Genomic DNA, 17,757 nt, shown 5'->3' with positions numbered 1-17,757 from the left:
CGATCGGGTACGCTGTGCCGGTAAATTCGCGACACGCTGGCAGTTTCGACGCAAAATGCCCGGCGTGTCGCATTTCTACCGGCATAGCGTGCAAGCGGCGGCGCAGCGCACCCCCCGTGTGGCCGTCACGGGGTAAATGGGCATACGTCCTCGTAGGATTGAATTTCGGCGTGTGCCGAAAAACTACTGACAACGGATGCCAGCCGGCGGCCATATCGTCAGGTTCACCAACTCGGGGGTTCCATTGTCTGCTGCCTTTTTAATGTCGCGAATGAGGGTTCGGCGCCGCGCGGCGGTGGGGCGGTTCCTGGTGGCGAGCGCCGTCGCATCCGCTCTGCTGATGGGAACGGGCCTGCAGACGGCGGCGGCCGCGCCAGTGGGCGTGCCGACCGGGGAGAGCGGGACAGTCACAGGCTGGGGCGGGAACTGGGACGGCCAACAAGACCAGCCGACCGATTTGACCGACGTGACCGCCATTGCGGCGGGGAGTAATCACTCACTCGCGCTGACCGCTGGCGGCACCGTGGTGGCCTGGGGCTCCAACGGCGAGGGTCAGAGTACCGTACCCACGGGCCTGACCGACGTGACCGCCATCTCGGCGCGCCTCAATCACTCGCTCGCGTTGAAGAGCGACGGCACCGTCGTTGCCTGGGGCAGCAACGACTTCGGTCAGAGCAACGTTCCCACCGGGCTCGTTGATGTGACGGCAATCGCGAGCGGCCTGTGGTTCAATGTGGCGTTGAAGAGCGACGGCACGGTCGTCGCCTGGGGCAACAACAGCTACGGGCAGCTGAACGTTCCCAACGGCCTGACCGGGGTGACCGCCATCTCGGCCGGCGGTTACCACACAGTCGCGCTCACCGGAGCGGGCACAACTGTTGTTTGGGGAAACAACGACTATGACCAGCTCGCGGTACCGTCGGGCTTGACCGGTGTGACGGCCGTCGCGACCGGCGAGCACCACTCCCTCGCGTTGACCGAAGCCGGAACCATTGTGTCCTGGGGCCTCGCGTCGACCGGCGCTACTACCGTGCCGGCAGACCTGCCGGAAGTTGTGGCCATCGCCGCCGGAAACTACTATTCGATGGCGTTGACCCGTGACGGCACAGTGCGAACCTGGGGTTCAAACCCCGGCGTGGTGCCCGACGGCCTCAACGGCGTCATCGCCCTCGCCGGCGGGTACAGCCACGCGCTGGCACTGGTAGCGGATGTCCCCGCCTTCACGGCAGACGCCCCGTCTCTCGGCCTGGTCGCCGGGTCGCCGGTCTCGTACCAATTCGCCACCGAGAACGCCGCGACATTCGTCTCCGCAAACCCGCTGCCGTCCGGGCTGACCCTCACCTCCGGTGGGCTGCTCGCCGGCACGATCACCGAGGTCGGCGAGTATGACGTGCAGGTCGTCGCGACCAGCGGCATCCGCTCAACGAACGGGACAACTCACACTTTCGTGGTCACCGCGGGAGCTTTGGCCGAACTCGTGGTGACGCCACCAGAGGTGGGGTTCGTGTCCATCGCCGGGCAGCCGCTGACTTTCGCGGTTGCGGGTGAGGACGCGTTCGGCAACGCGACCTCGGTCGCGGCCTCGTACACGACGTCGCTCGTGGGGTCCGACTTTGCGGATGTCATCGACGGCGACACCATTACCTTCTATAAGGCTGGCGTGCGCACCGTGACCGTCACCGTGGGATCGGTCAGCACCTCGTTTGACGTCGAGATTGCCGCGTCGGCCACCTCGGCCGTCGAACTCGCGTCGTCGTCTATGACGGCCATCGTCGATGACACCATCACGCTGTCCCTCAACGGAACGGATGCCTACGGCAACGAGACCGGCGACCTCGCGTCGCAGGCCGTGTTCACGAGCGACTGGGCCTCGGATGTCATCGACGGCGCCACCGTTCGATTCACGCACGCGTCGGTGCACACGCTAACTGGAACGTTCGGCGGGCTGACGTCGACCGTCGCGATCGAGCTGTCGGACCCGGTGGGGGTCGCGGCAGCGCTGGCGGCGGCGCAGAAGGCGGCGGAGCAGGCGGCTACTTCGGTTGAGCAGACCGCAGTTCTGGCTCAGGCCGGATCAAACCCGGCACCCGGGGTGCTCGCCGGCGGAATGCTGCTCGTGCTCGGTCTGGCGCTCTGCTTGCGGCGGCGTGTAGTCGCGTAAATACGGCGAGAAGCGGCCGTCGTGGCGGTCTCTGCTTCGCTCGTGGGGGCATCCGAGTTTGTGAGCAGGCATTCGTCGATCGAGGCACTCGTCGATCGAGGCATCCGCCGATCGAGGCATCCGTCGATCGAGGCATCCGTCGATCGAGGCATCCGCCGATCGAGGCATCCGCCGATCGAGGCGCGAGCTTGCGAGCGATCGAGATCACAGTCTCGGCGAACGGGAAGGGTCTCGATCGCTCGTTCCTCGCGCCTCGACCAGCGCGGCAAGGGGCTCGCGCCTCGACCAGCGCGGCAAGGGGCTCGCGCCTCGACCAGCGCGGCAAGGGGCTCGCGCCTCGACCAGCGCGGCGGGCGGGATCAGCCGGCGTGGGCGCGAATCTTGTTCGCGACCTCGATGGCGTCGCCGTCGGGGGCAGTGGATTTGCGGTCGGGTCGGGCGATGAACAGGTAGAGCCCGCCGATGATCACGACCACGCCGAGCCCGATCCACGCGATGTAGTCGGCGACGAAGTCACCGGATGATCCTGGCGTGAGGAGCAGACCGATGGCAATGATGCCGTAGATCAGGGCACCGATATTGACCACGAAGCCCAGGCGACCAAGGTGGAATGGGCCGGCCGGCTTCCAACCCCGGAAACGTTGGCGCAGTGCGGCGAGCACGACGGCCTGAAAGGCGATGTAGATGCCCAGGACGGCGAATGCCGTTACCTGGAAGAGCGATTCCGGCCGCACGTAGACCACGACGCAAATCAGCATGGGCACGATGCTCGCCACGAGCAGGGCGTTGCGCGGCACCTGCGAGCGCGGCGAGATCTTCGACAGCCAGGCGCTGCCGGGCAGCATTCCATCGCGAGCAAACGAGTGCAGCAAACGGCTCGCAGCGGCTTGCAGGCTCAGCACGCAGGAGATGAACGCCATGCAGGCGACGACGAGGAAGACTTTCGCGCCGACCACGCCTATGGACGACTCGAGAATGCCGGGAATCGGGTCGGCGTTCTCGCCGCTGACGATGGACGCGAGGTCGGGGGCGGCCAGCACATAGCCGACGTAGGAGAGCAGCGCCGAGATGCCGCCGACGAAGATGGTGAGGTACATAGCGCGCGGAACGCGACGGGACGGATCAGCGACCTCTTCGGCGACATCGCCGCAGGCCTCGAAGCCGTAGAACATGAACAGGCCCACCAGGGCAGCTCCGACAAAGGCCGACAGGTAGTTGCCGTCGCCCTTGCCGAAGGAGTCGAAGAAGACGCTGAAGTCGTTCTTGCGCTGAAAGATCAGCAAGTAGAGGCCCAGGGCCACGACGCCGGTGAGCTCGGCCGCGAGGCCGATGCGCGCTACCCGCGTCATCACCTTGGTACCCCCGAGGTTGAGCAGCAAAGCGAGCAGCAGCAGCCCTATTGCCACGAACAGTGTCGTCTCGGGCGTCACCGGCAGACCGATCAGGCTCGAGACGAACCCGGTGCCGTATTCGGCCACCGAGGTGATCGTGACGATCATGGCCCAGACGTAGATCCAGGCCGCCATCCAGGCATAGCGCTTGCCCCACAGACGCCGGGACCACGGATAGATGCCGCCGGCGATCGGAAACTGCGACACCACCTCACCCATGACGAGGGCGACCAACAGCTGCCCGGCTCCCACGATGAGAATCCAGAACACGGAGGGTGGGCCGCCGATGCTCAGCGAGTAGGCGAAGAGGGAATAGACCGCCACAAGCGGCGACAGGTAGGTGAAACCCAACGCGATGTTTCCCCAGAGGGACATCGAGCGGTGGTAGGTACCTTCGTAGCCGAGAACAGCGAGATGCTCGGCATCTCCAAGGCTGGCTACCGGGGGGCTCTTGATTGTCATTGCGACCTTTCAAGTCAGTTTCAGAAACGGGATGTGTGCCAGTCGGCTCTGATTGGCGTCCAAGTTTCTGCAATGTCGTCACGCTAGTGCACAGCAATACCTCTGCACTAGAGGAATACGCAAATTGCCTCTGGATCACTGAATTATGCAGTTGTTACGGCGAGTGATCTCGAAAAATTGGTTTGACCATCCGCTCAGCATCGTGTAAACATTCACTATTGAGGTTTTTATGAACAAAGGAGTTCTGATGAGCACGGTCGCACCCGCTCCCTATTTCGATATTTCTGACAGTACGTTCGCCATGCACTCCGAGGCCGTGCGCGCCGCCCGATCGCAGAGCTGGTTCGCCCGCACCAACTACGGAGTCGCCGTTCTGCGGTACAACGAGGTGAGTCATCTGCTCAAGGACCAGCGCCTCAAGCAGGGCAGTGCCCAATGGCCCGAACACAACGGTGTGCACGGCGGGCTGTTCTTTGACTGGTGGACGGAGAATCTGCTGGTTCTCGAGGGTGAAGACCACCATCGCATTCGCCGACTGGTGAACCCGGCCTTCTCGCCGCGACACATCGAACCTTTGATCGTTCGATTCGAGGCCCTGGCCGAGGAACTCGTGAACAACTTCGTGGCTGACGGGCACTGCGAGTTCGTGCGAGATTTCGCCGAGCCCTACGCCACCCGGGTGCTCTGCATTCTGCTCGGCATTCCCGAAACCGAATGGCCGACAATTGCGCGTCTCGCGTCGACGGTGGGCCTGGCCCTCGGCGTGCACATCAAGCGCGACCTCGAGCAGGTGGAAGCGGCCCTGGCCGAGCTGTATGCCTACGCCGAAGCCCTGATCGTGGATCGCCGTGCCGCGCCCGGCGACGACTTCATCACCCGCCTGGTTGTGGCCAACCGTGACGGTGACAGCCTCAGTGACGCCGAACTGCGGAACGCCATCGTGCTTTTGATCTTCGGCGGCATGGACACGACCCGCAACCAGCTGGGCCTGGCCCTGCAGTCCTTCGTGCACAACCCGGAGCAATGGGACCTGCTCGGGCAGCGCCCCGACCTGGGCCGCAAAGCGGTGGACGAGGTGCTGCGCACCAATCCGACCACCACCTGGGTCACCCGCGAAGCCGTGGCCGACTTCACCTACAACGACCTGTTTATCGCCGGCGGAACCACGGTGCACCTGTTCACCCAGGTCTCCGGCACCGATCCCCTCGCGTTTCCTGATCCCGAGATGAATCTGCTCGGTGAGCACGCTCCGCACTACGGCTTCGGCGGTGGCGTGCATCACTGCCTCGGCCATTTCGTGGCTAAGGCCGATATGGGCGTGGCACTGCCGCTGCTGGCTCGGCGCCTGCGCAACGTGCGGATCGACGGCGTCGAAGAGTGGATGCCCGACTCGGGTAACACCGGTCCGGTACGCCTACCCCTGAGCTTCACCCCCGCCCCCTGAGCCGCACAACTAGATAGGAGTACCGATGAATATTTTCGTCGATCGCACACTCTGCGATAACCACGGGCAGTGCGCGATTTCTGCGCCCGATGTTTTTCGCATGAACACGGAAGGTATTTTGGAGTACGACGAGGTCGTCGACGACGCCCTGCACAATGACGTGGAGGATGCCATCGACGTCTGCCCCGTGCAGGCCATCTTCATTCTGAACGAGGGGTAGCCGGCCATGATCGTCGTGGTCGGTGGGTCGCTGGGCGGGTTGCGTGCCGCCGAGCAACTACGGGCGCGCGGCTACTCCGGCCCACTGCGGGTGGTGGGCGACGAGACCCACCTTCCCTACAACCGCCCGCCCCTGTCGAAAGCCATTCTGGCGGCAGACTTCTCCGCGACCGACGCGCACGAACAGCTGGCATTTCGCCAGCGCAGCTCCGTGGCCGATGTCGACTGGTCACTCGGCGTGAGGGTGGTCGCAAGCGACCTCGCGAACCAGACCGTGCAGCTCGATACCGGCGAGGTACTCGCCTACGACGGGCTCGTCGTGGCCACCGGGCTGCGCGCCCGACGGCTCTATATCAGCTCTCCGACGGGTTCACGGTTCGTCGTTCGCACCCTCGACGACGCGCTCGCCCTGCGTGCACGTCTGGTGCCGGGAACCAGAGTGGTCGTGGTCGGGGCGGGATTCATCGGCTGCGAGGTAGCGGCCACCGCAACCACACTCGGCTGCGACGTCACCGTGATCGAAGGTGCGACCGGCCCGATGGAGCGATCCCTCGGCCGTGAGCTCAGCCAGTCAATGCGCAGCTTTCTGCTCTCCCGCGGCGTGCGATTCTCGTCGGGCCGTCGGGTCGTCGGGCTGCTCACCGCCGCGGCGAACCAGTGTGGCGGCGTCACGCTCGATGACGGCACCGAACTCGGCGCTGACCTCATTGTGGAAGCCATCGGCTCGGTCCCCAACACCGACTGGCTCGCCGGCAACGACCTCGACCTCAGCGATGGCGTGCTCTGCGACGAACGGATGCGCGTGGCCGGCGCCGCGCACGTCGTCGCCGTCGGCGACGTGGCCCGGTTCACCGACAGCGTGCTCGGCGGCCTGCCACGCCGGGTCGAACACTGGGCCACCGCCGGTGATACGGCCAAAGTGGCCGCCGCTACCCTGCTTGCCGACCTCGCCGGCGTGCCGGCGCCCGCGGCGACAGCGATCCTGCCCAGCTTCTGGACCGACCTGTTCGAGCTGCGACTGTGCGGTGTCGGCACGACGCGAGCGGCAACATCCGTTCAAATTTTGGAAGGCGATCTGCACGAGCCGCAACACGGCCTGGCCGTGGGCTACCTGCGCGATGATGCGCTCGTGGCCGTGGTGACGGTGGGCCTCGCGAGCAATCGCCAACTGCATTACCGCACCCTCGTGATTGCGGCGCTCGTCTAAAGCTGTTCATCCCCCACCCGAAAAGAGAGAACAATGACGTTTGAAACTATGATCACGTCGGCACTGACCGACCGGGAGGCTTTCGCCCGGCATCGTGAGGCCAACATGGAACCGGGGATCGTCGCCGACCTGGAGCAGCGCATCGCCGCCGCGGGGGTGGAGTACATCTACTACATGCTGCCCACCATCGGCGCGAAGGTGGTGGCGAAGATGGTGCCGGCTCGGCACCTGCGCCGCAACCTGTCGAAGGGCATCGCGCTGCACCGCACCGCGGTCGCCGACCTGCAGTCGGACCGTTTCGGCAACCTCATCGGCGGAGGAATCGCCGCCCGCGAGATGGTGGGGCTGCCCGACCCGGAGACCTTCGTGGTGCTGCCGTGGGACACCTCCGTGGCGCGCATGTTCTGCCGCGCCTACGAGCCGCCGCACCTACCCGAGGTGGGCGGGCAGCCGCTCGCCACCGACTCCCGCGGGCTGCTGATGCGGGCGCACGCCGAATTCACCGCCCGCACCGGTCTCGAGGTGCGTTCGGGATGCGAGCCGGAGATGAGCTGGGTCGGCCCGGGTCTCGACGTGATCAAGAAGGAAGGGGCCAGCCCCGCCTACCAGGTGGAAAACCTGGAGCGGATGCGCCCGATCTACAAGAAACTCGTGCCCTACGCCCAGGCCTTCGGCCTCGACATGATCGAGGGCGACTATGAAGACGACGGCCAGCTCGAACTGAACTGGATGTACGACCGCGTCGAACTCACCTCGGACCGGCTGGTCACCTACCGCCAGATCTGCAAGCAGGTGGCCAGGGAAGAGGGCGTGACGGCGAGCTTCATGCCCAAGCCGGCCACCGGCCAGATGGGCAACGGCTGCCACCACAACCTGAGCCTGTGGCAGGGCGACGTGAATGTGCTGATCGAGCCGGGCAACACCGACCTGCACCTCAGCGAGATCGGCCGGCACGCCGTGGGCGGCATGCTCACCCATGCCGCGTCGACGACCGCCATCATGGCGCCAACGGTGAATTCCTACAAACGATTCTGGGATGCCGGACAGTTTGCGCCGAGCGTGGCGACCTGGGGACTCGACAGCCGGGCCAGCATGATTCGCATCTCCTCGATCGGGCGCATGGAATACCGCCTGCCCGACGCGAGCGTCAACCCGTACCTGTCGCACACGGCGCTCATCGCGGCGATGGAAGATGGCATCAATCGGCGGATCGACCCCGGGGCCCCCCTCGGCGAACCCGGAACCGCCGTCACCTTCACCGAGCTGCCCCTCAACCTGGGTGACGCCATCAAGAGCTTTCAGCTGAGCGACCTGATGTCGACCGCCCTGCCGGCGGACTACCACGACATCTTCATTCAACTCAAGGAAGACGAGTGGGCCCGCTTCTCGGGCGTCGTCACGGACTGGGAGCGCGCAATGTACTGGGAGACCCTGCCGTGAGCGCGGCTCTGCGACTGGCCTGCATCGACTCGGCTGCTGCCCCCCTATTCGATCTGAGCCCCGACGGTGTGCAGCGCACCGGCTACGAGCCCGAGGTGGCGCAGCTGGTGGCGACCGAACTCGGCCTCGACCTGCACTGGGTGTTCACCGCCTGGGAGAACATGATTCCGCTCGTGCAGTCGGGCGACGCCGACGCCGTTTGGTGCGGGCAGGGCATGACCGAACAGCGCGCCCGCGAGGTGACCTTCACCCAGCCCTACGCGATCTTTAACGAGTCGGTGCTGGTGCGCGCGGGCGACCCGGCGCGGGGGCCGGATGATCTGGCCGGCTACCGGGTGGGAGCCATCGCGAACAGCACGAACCTCGCCCTGGCCCACACCTTTGCCGGCATCATCCCGGTGGAGTTCGGCGCGAGCGACGACGTGTTCGGCGACATGATCGCCGCGCTGCGTGCGGGAACGATCGACGCGTTCGTCGATGACGACGTGGTGACCGTTCCGCTCGGCGCTGACCCGGACTTCGACGTAGCCTTCACCTCCCCCACTGCCAACCGCTGGGGCGTGGGACTGGCGCATTCCAACCACACCCTGCGAGCTGACATCGACCGGGCGTTGACCACTCTCATCGCCGACGGCCGTTTGCAGGAGATCTGGCACAAGTGGATGCCCGACCTCCCCTTTGCCTTGGCGTGAGATGCGTGCGACGTCAGCGGTAGTCGGTGTGTTGCGCGCAGACCAGGCTGAGCCCCAAAAACGCGGAATCCACCGGAATGAGGCCGCCGTCTGTGGGGGTGCTGCGCACCCGATTTCCCACCAGGAAACGCCCGGAGTTGCCCAGGATCACATGCTGGTCGGCGCTGAGCAGGGCGGCATCGCCCGGGATGCGACGCAGGATAGGCACGATGACGGTCTCGATGGCACGCACATCGATATCGCAGCCGACCATGCCGATCACGTCGGCGCCGAGTTCGAGCGGCACGGTCATGGTCATGATGTATTGATCGAGCCCGCCGAAGTCCACATACGGTCCGGTCAGGGTGCGATTGGCGTTCTTCACCGCGTTGTCGAACCAGGGCAGGGTGGCGAAGTCGTAGAACGACCCGGTCTGCGGAGTCAGGTTGAACACGACCTTGCCGGTGATGCCCTGCTCGTCATGGCGCCACCACTCGATCGTTCCGCGGTTGGGGTCGACCGTGCCAGGGGCCAGAATGACGCCGGCCGCTGCGACGACGCTCTGACGGGCCAGGAAACCCGCCGTGATGAGTTTCACCGGTTTCAAATCGGCCTCGGTGAAGCGCGACCGCGCACCACGCGCCTCCAGCAGGGTCGAACTGATGCGGGTGCTCAGCTCATCGAGTTCACCGAAGACGCCGTCAAACCAGGCCGCAATCTGAACCGCGGCCTGGCCTGCGGTCGTGACCATGGTCATCCGTGATTCGCGTCGTCGCTGGGATAGGTCAGGGTCATCTTGGCCTCAATCATTCGGTAGATGTTGCGGTGCACGTGCTGAACAGCCAGCGTTTCGGCCCGATGCACGTCTTCGGTGCGCAGCGCCTCGGCAATGGCAACATGCTCCGACATGGCGAAAATGCGGTCAGGCTCCACCGACTGCGCCGACCACAACAGTTCGACGGTTTCGCTCTGCAGGCGAAGCTCGCTGCGCATCAGGCGCTCCGACTGGGCCAGGACGGCCAGTTCAATGTGGAAGCGGCTGTCGGCGCGGCTGCAGGCCGCGAGGTCTTCGGCCGTCGAGATGGACTGCGCCAACATGATCAATCGGGGAAAGTCATGAGCGACCGCACGCTCATGCGCCAGTCGGATCGTCGCCACCGCGACGGCGGCGAGCTCGTCGCCCAGATCGCGCAATTCGGCCATCGAGAGGTCCTGGAGCCGGGCGTGCAGCGACTCGGTGTCGAAGATCGGGGTGCCGACGACGAACGTGCCACCGCTTCGGCCTCGTCGGGTGGCGATGATGCCGCTCTCCCGCAGGGTCTGCAGGGCGTCGCGAACCGTGGCGCTGGCGGCACCGAACATGACCGTCAGCTGATTTTCCACGGGCAGCTGCTCCCCCTGACGGATGAGGCCGAGGGCGATCGCCGTGGTGAGACGTTGCGTGATGGCGTCGGCGCGCAACATATCGGGGAGCGGGCGAAAAACGTACGCCCTGATCCCATTCAGCTCCGTCATCGTCGCTCTTTCATATCGTGTTTCACAACGCTATCGGCAAAAACCGGGGGCGGCCTCGTGCCGCTCCCCCAGAATGGAGAACAACGTGTCTTATAAAACGACCAACCCGGTGACCGGCCTCGTGGAGCGAGAGTTTGCCAGCCTGACACCTCAGGAGATCGACGCGGCAATTGGTCGCGCCGATACGGAATTCACCAGCTGGCGAGCAATAGCGGTGTCGGAGCGGGCGGCTATTTTGCTGCGAGTGGCGCAGATTTACCGTGCCCGCACAGAGGAACTGGCCCGCATCATCGCCACGGAAATGGGTAAGCCGGTGCGCCAGGGCATGGGCGAGGTCGGCCTCGTCGCCGATATCTATGAGTACTACGCCACGCTGGGGCCCGCACTCATCGGCGACGAAGACCTGAAACCGGCCCGCGGCGGTTCCGCCGTGGTGCGGTCCACCCCGCTCGGCGTGCTGCTGGGCGTGATGCCGTGGAACTATCCCTACTACCAGGTGGCCCGTTTCGCCGCGCCCAACCTGCTGCTTGGAAACACGATCCTGCTCAAACATGCCAGCAACTGCCCGCAGGCCGCGCTCGTTCAGGAAGAAATCTTTCGCGAGGCCGGGCTGCCGGAAGACGCCTACATCAACCTCTTCGCCCAGAGCAATGATGTCGAGAGCATCATCGCCGACCCCCGCGTGCGGGGAGTCTCCCTGACCGGCAGCGAACGGGCCGGGATGGCCGTGGCCGAAGCGGCCGGCCGGTCACTGAAGAAGTTCGTGCTCGAGCTGGGCGGCAGCGACCCGTTCATCGTGCTGGAGGTCGACGATCTCGAGGCCACGATCGACGCGGCCGTTTCGGGCCGCATGAGCAACGCGGGGCAGGCCTGCACGGCCGCCAAACGTTTCATCGTGATCGACAAGCACTACGACGACTTCGTGGCCGGCTTCACCAGCCGGGTCTCCAAGATGGTCCCTGGCGATCCGCAGCAGATGGCGACCCGGTTCGGGCCGCTGTCGTCACTCGCCGGGGTGACCGAGTTGGTCGCTCAGGTTCGGGACGCGACCGACCAGGGCGCCGTGCTGCACACGGGCGGGCACCGGGTGGGCGACCGGGGATCGTTCATGGCGGCATCCGTTTTGACCGGTGTCACCCCACAGATGCGCGCATTCGGCGAGGAATTGTTCGGGCCGGTCGGAGTGATCTACAAGGTCGCCGACGCTGCGGAGGCGATCGCCCTTGCCAATACCTCATCGTTTGGGCTGGGATCGGCCGTCTTCGCGTCCGACGTCGACGCTGCTCACGCGGTCGCCGACGCCCTGGACGTTGGCATGGTCTTCATCAACGAGAACACGGATTCGCACGTGGATCTTCCGTTCGGCGGCACCAAACGCTCCGGCGTCGGGCGTGAGCTCGGACGGTTCGCCCTGGACGAGTTCGTGAACAAGAAACTTATTCGCACACCGTGAACGGAGCCTTTCAGATGACACTGACACCAATTATTGGGCTGGTGGCCGACCGCAAGGCCGTCACCACCGGGCCGTGGATTGCCGTGCAGCACGATGCGATCAACCACTCGTACGTTGCTGCGATCTCTGAGGCGGGCGGTTCGCCGATTCTGATCCCGAGCACCGCGGTGAATCTCGCGAACGTGGATCGGCTGTTGGACGCGATCGACGGGCTGCTGTTGCCGGGCGGGGCCGACCTGGACCCGGAACTGTACGATCAGCAGCCGCACGCCGAGAACGACCCGCCGCTGCGCATTCGCGATGATTTGGAAGTCGCTCTCGCCCGTCGGGCGGTCGAACGCGGCGTGCCGGTCTATGGCGTCTGCCGGGGCATGCAGATTCTCAACGTGGCGCTCGGCGGCACGCTCGAGCAGCATCTGGGCGATCGACTGGACATGACTCCGCACCGGGACGTGGTCGGTACGTTCACGAGCCACACGGTTCGGCCCGTTGCCGGTACGCGGCTCGCGCGCGCGGTGGGCACGGAGGACCTGACGATCACGTCGCACCACCACCAGGCCGTGCAGCGTCTGGGACGAGGGTTGATTGCGAGTGCATCCGCGCCCGACGGCGTGATCGAGGCGGTGGAGCTGGCCGGCTCACGGTTCGTGCTCGGCGTTCAGTGGCACCCGGAGGAGAACCTGTCGGGCGGCGGGAGCGGTCTGTTTGACGCGTTCATCCGCGCCACGGTCGCGGTCGCGGCGGAGCGGTCTGTCGCGTAGGTGGGGTCTCGTTCCTCGCGCCTCGACCAGCGGAAACGTCGATCGAGGCACGAGCCTGCGAGCGATCGAGATCACAGGCGGCGCGCGGGTCTCGATCGCTCGTACCTCGCGCCTCGACCAGCGGAAACTCGCCGATCGAGATCACAGGCGGCGCGGGGGCGGGGTCTTCACCAGCGGCGGGCATCCGCTTTGGGTGCGCTACTACTGGCCCGAGATGGTCAGGGTCGCACGGGGGCGCGTGGCCTCGATGAGGAGGGCGTTCTGGCCGTCGACGGACTCGGCCCAAGCGAGGGCGGCGGCGGGGGCGTCCATGGCGCTCGTGCCGGTCGACCAGGCGGCGGAGGCGCTCCGCTTCGCTGGTCTCGCAGAACCAGCTGTCGGTGAGGAGGCTCGCGATCTGCACCCAGGGTTCAGTGCCGGCGAGCAGATAGTTTCCCTCGACGATGACCACTCGGTGGCGCGGCAGCACGGCGATCTCGGCGGCGATGCCCTCGTCGACGCTGCGATTGAAGCTCGGCGCGTAGACGGTGTGGTCGTCTTCGGTGAGGAGGCGGCGGAGATGGGCGATGAATCCCCAACCGTCGAAGTGTCGACGGCCCCCTTGCGGTCGTGCCGGCCGAGGCGGTCGAGGGTGGCGTTGGCGAGGTGGAAACCGTCCATGGGGAGGTGCACGGCGATCGCGGGGCTGCCGAGCAGTTCGTTAACCTTCGCTGCGACGGTCATCGCGAGGGTGGACTTGCCGGCGCCGGGGCTACCGGCGTTTCCGACCAGGATGCGACCGTGCTCGGGCATTAGATCGATGACCCGGCGGGCGAGTTCGGTGAGTTGCGCGGATGCCGGAGGGGCAGTGGGCGCGGGGTCGGTTTCGGGCATGTGTCGACTTAGGCGGGGCGGGGGGTGCGTGGTGACGGTGGGGGCTGGGTCAGGGGGTGGTGGGGGGCCAGGTGCCGTCGCATCCGCTTTGCTGGCAGGCGAACTGCCAGCCGTTACCGTCCGGGGCAAGCTGCATGGGCATGAGACAACGGGGGCAATTGGGCGTACGTGCCTCGGCCGGAACGGTGCTGGCCAGCTCGGCCTCGGAAAACGGGGGGCCGAAGTAGAGCTGCGTGCAGGCGAGGTTCGCGCATCCGTAGTCATACCTCGCGCCATGCCAGGTGACTTCCATGGGGTCGCCGCACTGCGGGCAGAGGCGCGGCTGATGCACGTCTTTCTTCTGGAAAAGCCAGGAGACGTTATCGTCCATGGGCTGAGACTAGTCCCGAGGGCGTTTGCGCGTCGGGGATTGGCGGTTCTGTGGAATATTCGCCGTCTCGTACTCGCCGGTGCCGTGCGTAAGTGCGGAGGCTGCGTCTGTGGGACGGTGAAACTGGGCGATTCGGGGTCTACGGGCGAGAATCTCCGCAGCTTTGCACGGAGTCGCGGGGCCGCGCGGGCGGCGCGGGCGGCGCGCGGCCTTGCGGGGCCGCGCAGGGCGGGGGCCTCGCGGGCGCGAAACGTGCGCGGATCGAGCCGTCGCTGCACGCAATGCCGGTAGATTTCGCGACACGCCGTGGATTGGGGCCCCACAGCTCGGCGTGTCGCAAATTTACCGGCGTTACGTACACGGCGACGGATGCGCGGGCGCGGGTCGCACCCGCAGGTACCCGGGCGGCGGGGCTCCGCGGCCACGCGCCGACGCGGCGGGGGCGACTAGAGCCAGGTTTGGCCGGCGTCGGTCGAGCGCAGGGTGGCGTCGCCGATCCAGAGCCAGAGGGTGTCATCGGCGGCGGCCGACGCGACCGCGATGTTTCCGGCCAGCTCGGCGGGCGCTGCGGCGGTGACGTAGCATCCGGTGGCTGCGGCCGTCGGGGCGCCAGCCGGGTCGGCGAAGTCGACACTGAGGTTGATGACGCTCAGACCGAGGCAGGTGGCCGGCGTCGCGGTGGCAGCCGGGGTGGCGGTCGGCTCGGCTGCGGCGGGCGCCGCTCCGGCGGCGAGTGCCAGGTAGCCGCCGGACGTCGCCGTGAGGGTGAGCGCCCCGGGAACGGTCAGCGGCGCTGACCAGGAGGCGGCGGCATCCGCTGTGGTGAAGACGCGGGCGTCAGCGCAGAGAACGGCGGCGGCATCGGTGTCGCGACCGGGCGCGACGGCGACGACCGAGTCGCAGGGCGCGGGCTGAAGGCCGTCGGGGCCGTGCACCTCGGCACGTGAGGCCGGGTCGACGTACCAGGCGGTGTCGAGTTCATCGTCGGCGGAGGAGTAGTTGTCGCCGCCCACGAAGGTGCGCACGACCTGGGCTGAGCAGTCGGTCTGGGCGAATCCGAGCAGCTCGGCGACCGAACCGTTGGTCGGGTCGATGCTCTGCAGCGCCGTCACCTGGGTGGGCGTGTGGGCGTCGGTCGTGGTCCAGGTCGCGCCGGCATCGGTGCTGACCTCGGGGTCGGCGAGCGGGTCGGGGCAGATGCCGGTGACGGCCCGCCAGGCGACGGTCGACGACACCGCCGAGAGGATGCGTGTGGCCGGCACGGGGCCGACCGTGACAGTTGCCGCGACGGTCGGGCGGGGCGCGGGAGTCGGGGTTGGGGTTGCGGTTGGGGTTGCGGTTGGGGTTGCGGAGACCTCGGCGGCCGCGACGGGTGCGGTTTCGGCGTCCGCCCGGTTCGCGTTGAGAGCGGCCATTACGAGGAAGGCGTCGAGGATGAGGAACACCGCGATCGCGACGTAAGCCCAGATGCGGCGGCGCGAACCGTCACGCGGGGCGCGCGAACGCTTGCGGCCCTTCATCGCGCAGCCAGGGCGGTCGAGATCGCCGCGGCGACGGTGGTCACCGAGTCGTCAATGATGGCCGCGACGCGGGAGTAGACGGACGCGTTCTGGCGGTACGGGTCGTCGATGTCATCCCGGGTCGGAGGGGTGGGCGAGGGCTGGAGTCCGCGGGTGGCGGCGATGGAGGCGACGAAGGCTGCGAACGCGGATGCCGCCGGCTGGGCCGCGGGGGCATCCGCTGCCCGGGCCCATGTTACGGAACCGGGCCCATGATCTATCGTGGGCCCGGTTTCCGGGCCCGGGCCCGGTGCAGAAGTGGAGGGGGCGGAGGGGCTGGCGGCGAGGGCGGCAGACTCGGCGGCGGCGTCCACGAGACGGGCGAACTGGTTCAGGGTGAAGGTGTAGCGGGTGGCCTTGGGAAACAGGGTGACGACGTCGCGACGGTGATCGCGAGTCGCAGTCAGCACGAGATCCGCCTGCGCCAGCATGTCCGCGGTGAGCTGGCGCGGCGTGTGGACGGTGGAGGCGGAGCCCAGCTTCAAGGCGAGGGCGGCGGCCTCGGGCGTCATCGCGCCACCGACCACGGCCTGGGTTCCAGCGCTCGCGACGGTCACACCGGACCCGGCCGCGAGCAGCCTGGCTCGCAGCACCTGCTCCGCCAGCGGCGACCGGCAGATGTTTCCCGTGCAGACGATCAGAATGTGCGGCACCGACAGGCCCGTTGGCGAAGCGGATGCCGCGGACGGCGCCAACGCAGGCCGGCGGGAAGCCGAAGCGACAGCCCTGGAGGAAGCACCGCCCGGTTCGGTCACGACGTGGCCCGGGCTCGGCGCGGAAGCGGCGCAGGATCGAGGGGCGCGGCGGGCTCGCTGCCGTAGGTGTTGCCGTAGCCGTACTGGCCGTAGCCGTACTGGCTGTAACCGTAGGAGTCCGGTCCGCGGGTGGGCATCATGGTCACGACGATGCCCGAGATCGGGGCTTCGACGCTGCGTAGCGCATGGATGGCGCCGGCCAGCTGGTTCTTGTGGGTGCGCCCGGCGGCCACGATGACGATGGCGCCGCCGACGTTCTTCGCAAGGATCGCGGCATCCGTTACCGGAAGCAGCGGCGGCGAGTCGAAGATGACCACGTCGAAGGTGCGGTTGAACTCGGCGATGAGGTGGCTCATGCCGGCGGATCCGAGCAGCTCGCTCGGGTTCGGCGGAATGTGTCCGGCCGGCAGAACGTAGAGCTGGCTCTTGCCCCACGGCTGAATCACGTCGCTGAGCTCGGCCCGGCCGATCAGCACGTCGGTCAGGCCGACGGCGCCCTCGATGCCCATGTATTCAGCGACCTTGGGTCGTCGCAGGTCGGCGTCGACGAGCAGAACGCGGGCGCCAGCATCCGCCAGCGCGATGCACAGATTCGCGCTCGTGGTGCTTTTGCCCTCGCTGCCGATGGACGAGGTGACCACGAACGAACGGTCGGCCCGGCCCACGTCGAGAAACTGCAGGTTGGTGCGCAGCGTGCGAAACGACTCGGCGCGCTGGCTGCGCGGGTCGACGTGCACGATGAGCGGCCGATCGGGGGCCTTCGGGTCGAAGACGATGCCGCCGAGCACCGGCAGGTCACTGACCTGTGCGACGTCGCGCAGGGTGCGAATGCGGGTGTCGAGGGTCTCCCGCAGCACCGCGAGGCCTACCCCGAGGGCGAGGCCCACGAGGGCTCCGAGCGCAATGTTGAGGGGAACGTTGGGGCTGACCGGCCGCGTCGGCACGGTCGCGACCTGCACGCGCATGACCTTGACCGTGTCGACGGCGTCGGCGTCAGCGCTGCGTTCGAGTTCCGGCACGTACGCGGCGAGGCTGTCGGAGACCTCGTTGGCAATCTCCGCGGCCCGCGCCGGATCGGTGTCGGTGACGGTGATGTCGATGATCGAGGTGTCAAGCTGCGCCGACGCCACGATATGAGGTGCGAGCTGCGCGGCGGTGAGATCGAGCTTGACGTTTTCAATGACCGGCAGCAGCACGACGGGCGTCTTGGCCAGCTCAGCATAGGTCTTGACCCGCGCCACGGTGAAGTTGTTGCCCTGCACCATGTCGCTCGTGGTGCCGGTCGACTGCATGGACACAACGACCATCGCGGTCGCACTGTACGCGGGCGTCTGCAGAATCGAGAAAGCGGATGCCGCCCCCACCGCCACGAGTGTCAGCGCCGCAATCAGCACCCATCCTTTGCGCAGGATGCGAATGTAGTCGCGCAGTTCCATGAGAGCGCCTTTCCGATGTTGCCGTCTACCCCGGGTGGGG

The 17,757-nt window shown here is 66.8% G+C and carries 16 protein-coding genes; 8 read left to right on the top strand and 8 right to left on the bottom strand.

Annotation, left to right across the window (positions count from 1 at the left end; genetic code table 11):
- Window positions 1-271: 271 nt before the first annotated feature.
- A complete protein-coding gene (locus E3O06_RS11305) occupies window positions 272-2,161 on the top strand; it encodes an RCC1 domain-containing protein (RefSeq protein ID WP_166788193.1) in 1,890 nt (629 codons plus the stop codon).
- A gap of 359 nt (window positions 2,162-2,520) precedes the next feature.
- Here the strand turns inward: E3O06_RS11305 and E3O06_RS11300 are convergent, their stop codons facing one another.
- Window positions 2,521-4,014: an APC family permease gene (locus E3O06_RS11300; protein WP_134503493.1), complete on the bottom strand. Its 1,494-nt coding sequence runs from the start codon at window positions 4,012-4,014 to the stop codon at window positions 2,521-2,523.
- Between the two features lie 247 nt (window positions 4,015-4,261).
- On the opposite strand from E3O06_RS11300, the gene E3O06_RS11295 reads away from it, so the two are divergent.
- The 5 genes from E3O06_RS11295 to E3O06_RS11275 are packed head-to-tail and all read left to right on the top strand — an operon-like array spanning window position 4,262 to window position 9,016.
- Entirely contained in the window at window positions 4,262-5,458 is a 1,197-nt protein-coding gene (locus tag E3O06_RS11295) for a cytochrome P450 (protein WP_166788192.1), read from the top strand.
- 25 nt (window positions 5,459-5,483) lie between these two features.
- A complete protein-coding gene (locus E3O06_RS11290; protein WP_134503491.1) occupies window positions 5,484-5,678 on the top strand; it encodes a ferredoxin in 195 nt (64 codons plus the stop codon).
- A gap of 6 nt (window positions 5,679-5,684) precedes the next feature.
- Window positions 5,685-6,884, top strand: coding sequence for an NAD(P)/FAD-dependent oxidoreductase (locus tag E3O06_RS11285; protein ID WP_134503490.1), 1,200 nt, complete (start codon window positions 5,685-5,687; stop codon window positions 6,882-6,884).
- A 33-nt stretch (window positions 6,885-6,917) separates the two neighbouring features.
- Window positions 6,918-8,324, top strand: a complete 1,407-nt coding sequence (locus tag E3O06_RS11280) for a glutamine synthetase family protein (protein WP_134503489.1) — start codon at window positions 6,918-6,920, stop codon at window positions 8,322-8,324.
- Entirely contained in the window at window positions 8,321-9,016 is a 696-nt protein-coding gene (locus E3O06_RS11275; RefSeq protein WP_134503488.1) for an ABC transporter substrate-binding protein, read from the top strand. The genes E3O06_RS11280 and E3O06_RS11275 overlap by 4 nt, the downstream gene beginning before the upstream one ends.
- Before the next feature lie 13 nt (window positions 9,017-9,029).
- On the opposite strand, the gene E3O06_RS11270 is transcribed toward E3O06_RS11275, so the two are convergent.
- Entirely contained in the window at window positions 9,030-9,746 is a 717-nt protein-coding gene (locus tag E3O06_RS11270; RefSeq protein WP_134503487.1) for a cache domain-containing protein, read from the bottom strand.
- A gap of 2 nt (window positions 9,747-9,748) precedes the next feature.
- On the bottom strand, window positions 9,749-10,510 hold the full coding sequence (locus E3O06_RS11265; protein ID WP_134503486.1) for a FadR/GntR family transcriptional regulator: 762 nt from the start codon (window positions 10,508-10,510) through the stop codon (window positions 9,749-9,751).
- 85 nt (window positions 10,511-10,595) lie between these two features.
- Between E3O06_RS11265 and E3O06_RS11260 the strand changes: the two genes are divergently transcribed.
- Both E3O06_RS11260 and E3O06_RS11255 read left to right on the top strand, forming a co-directional pair.
- A complete protein-coding gene (locus tag E3O06_RS11260; protein ID WP_241980112.1) occupies window positions 10,596-11,963 on the top strand; it encodes an NAD-dependent succinate-semialdehyde dehydrogenase in 1,368 nt (455 codons plus the stop codon).
- A 14-nt stretch (window positions 11,964-11,977) separates the two neighbouring features.
- Entirely contained in the window at window positions 11,978-12,724 is a 747-nt protein-coding gene (locus E3O06_RS11255) for a gamma-glutamyl-gamma-aminobutyrate hydrolase family protein (protein ID WP_134503484.1), read from the top strand.
- Window positions 12,725-12,925: 201 nt separating this feature from the next.
- On the opposite strand, the gene E3O06_RS11250 is transcribed toward E3O06_RS11255, so the two are convergent.
- The 5 genes from E3O06_RS11250 to E3O06_RS11230 form a co-directional block, all read right to left on the bottom strand.
- On the bottom strand, window positions 12,926-13,597 hold the full coding sequence (locus tag E3O06_RS11250; RefSeq protein ID WP_241980111.1) for a nucleoside/nucleotide kinase family protein: 672 nt from the start codon (window positions 13,595-13,597) through the stop codon (window positions 12,926-12,928).
- Window positions 13,598-13,646: 49 nt separating this feature from the next.
- Entirely contained in the window at window positions 13,647-13,967 is a 321-nt protein-coding gene (locus E3O06_RS11245) for a hypothetical protein (protein ID WP_134503483.1), read from the bottom strand.
- A gap of 446 nt (window positions 13,968-14,413) precedes the next feature.
- Window positions 14,414-15,487: a hypothetical protein gene (locus tag E3O06_RS17585; protein WP_166788190.1), complete on the bottom strand. Its 1,074-nt coding sequence runs from the start codon at window positions 15,485-15,487 to the stop codon at window positions 14,414-14,416.
- The gene (locus tag E3O06_RS11235; protein WP_134503481.1) at window positions 15,484-16,281 is read right to left on the bottom strand and encodes an arsenate reductase/protein-tyrosine-phosphatase family protein; all 798 of its coding nucleotides are present in this window, start codon (window positions 16,279-16,281) and stop codon (window positions 15,484-15,486) included. Before E3O06_RS11235 ends, E3O06_RS17585 begins: the two co-directional genes overlap by 4 nt.
- Window positions 16,278-17,717 (bottom strand): tyrosine-protein kinase domain-containing protein, encoded by a 1,440-nt coding sequence (locus E3O06_RS11230; RefSeq protein WP_134503480.1) that lies wholly within the window; start codon window positions 17,715-17,717, stop codon window positions 16,278-16,280. The genes E3O06_RS11235 and E3O06_RS11230 overlap by 4 nt, the downstream gene beginning before the upstream one ends.
- Window positions 17,718-17,757 lie beyond the last annotated feature (40 nt).

Origin of the sequence: Cryobacterium glaciale, assembly GCF_004402535.1 — a bacterium.
GTDB lineage: Bacteria > Actinomycetota > Actinomycetes > Actinomycetales > Microbacteriaceae > Cryobacterium > Cryobacterium glaciale.
The sequence above is the reverse complement of the archived record's forward strand: the minus strand, read 5'-3'. Positions and strand labels throughout refer to the sequence as shown.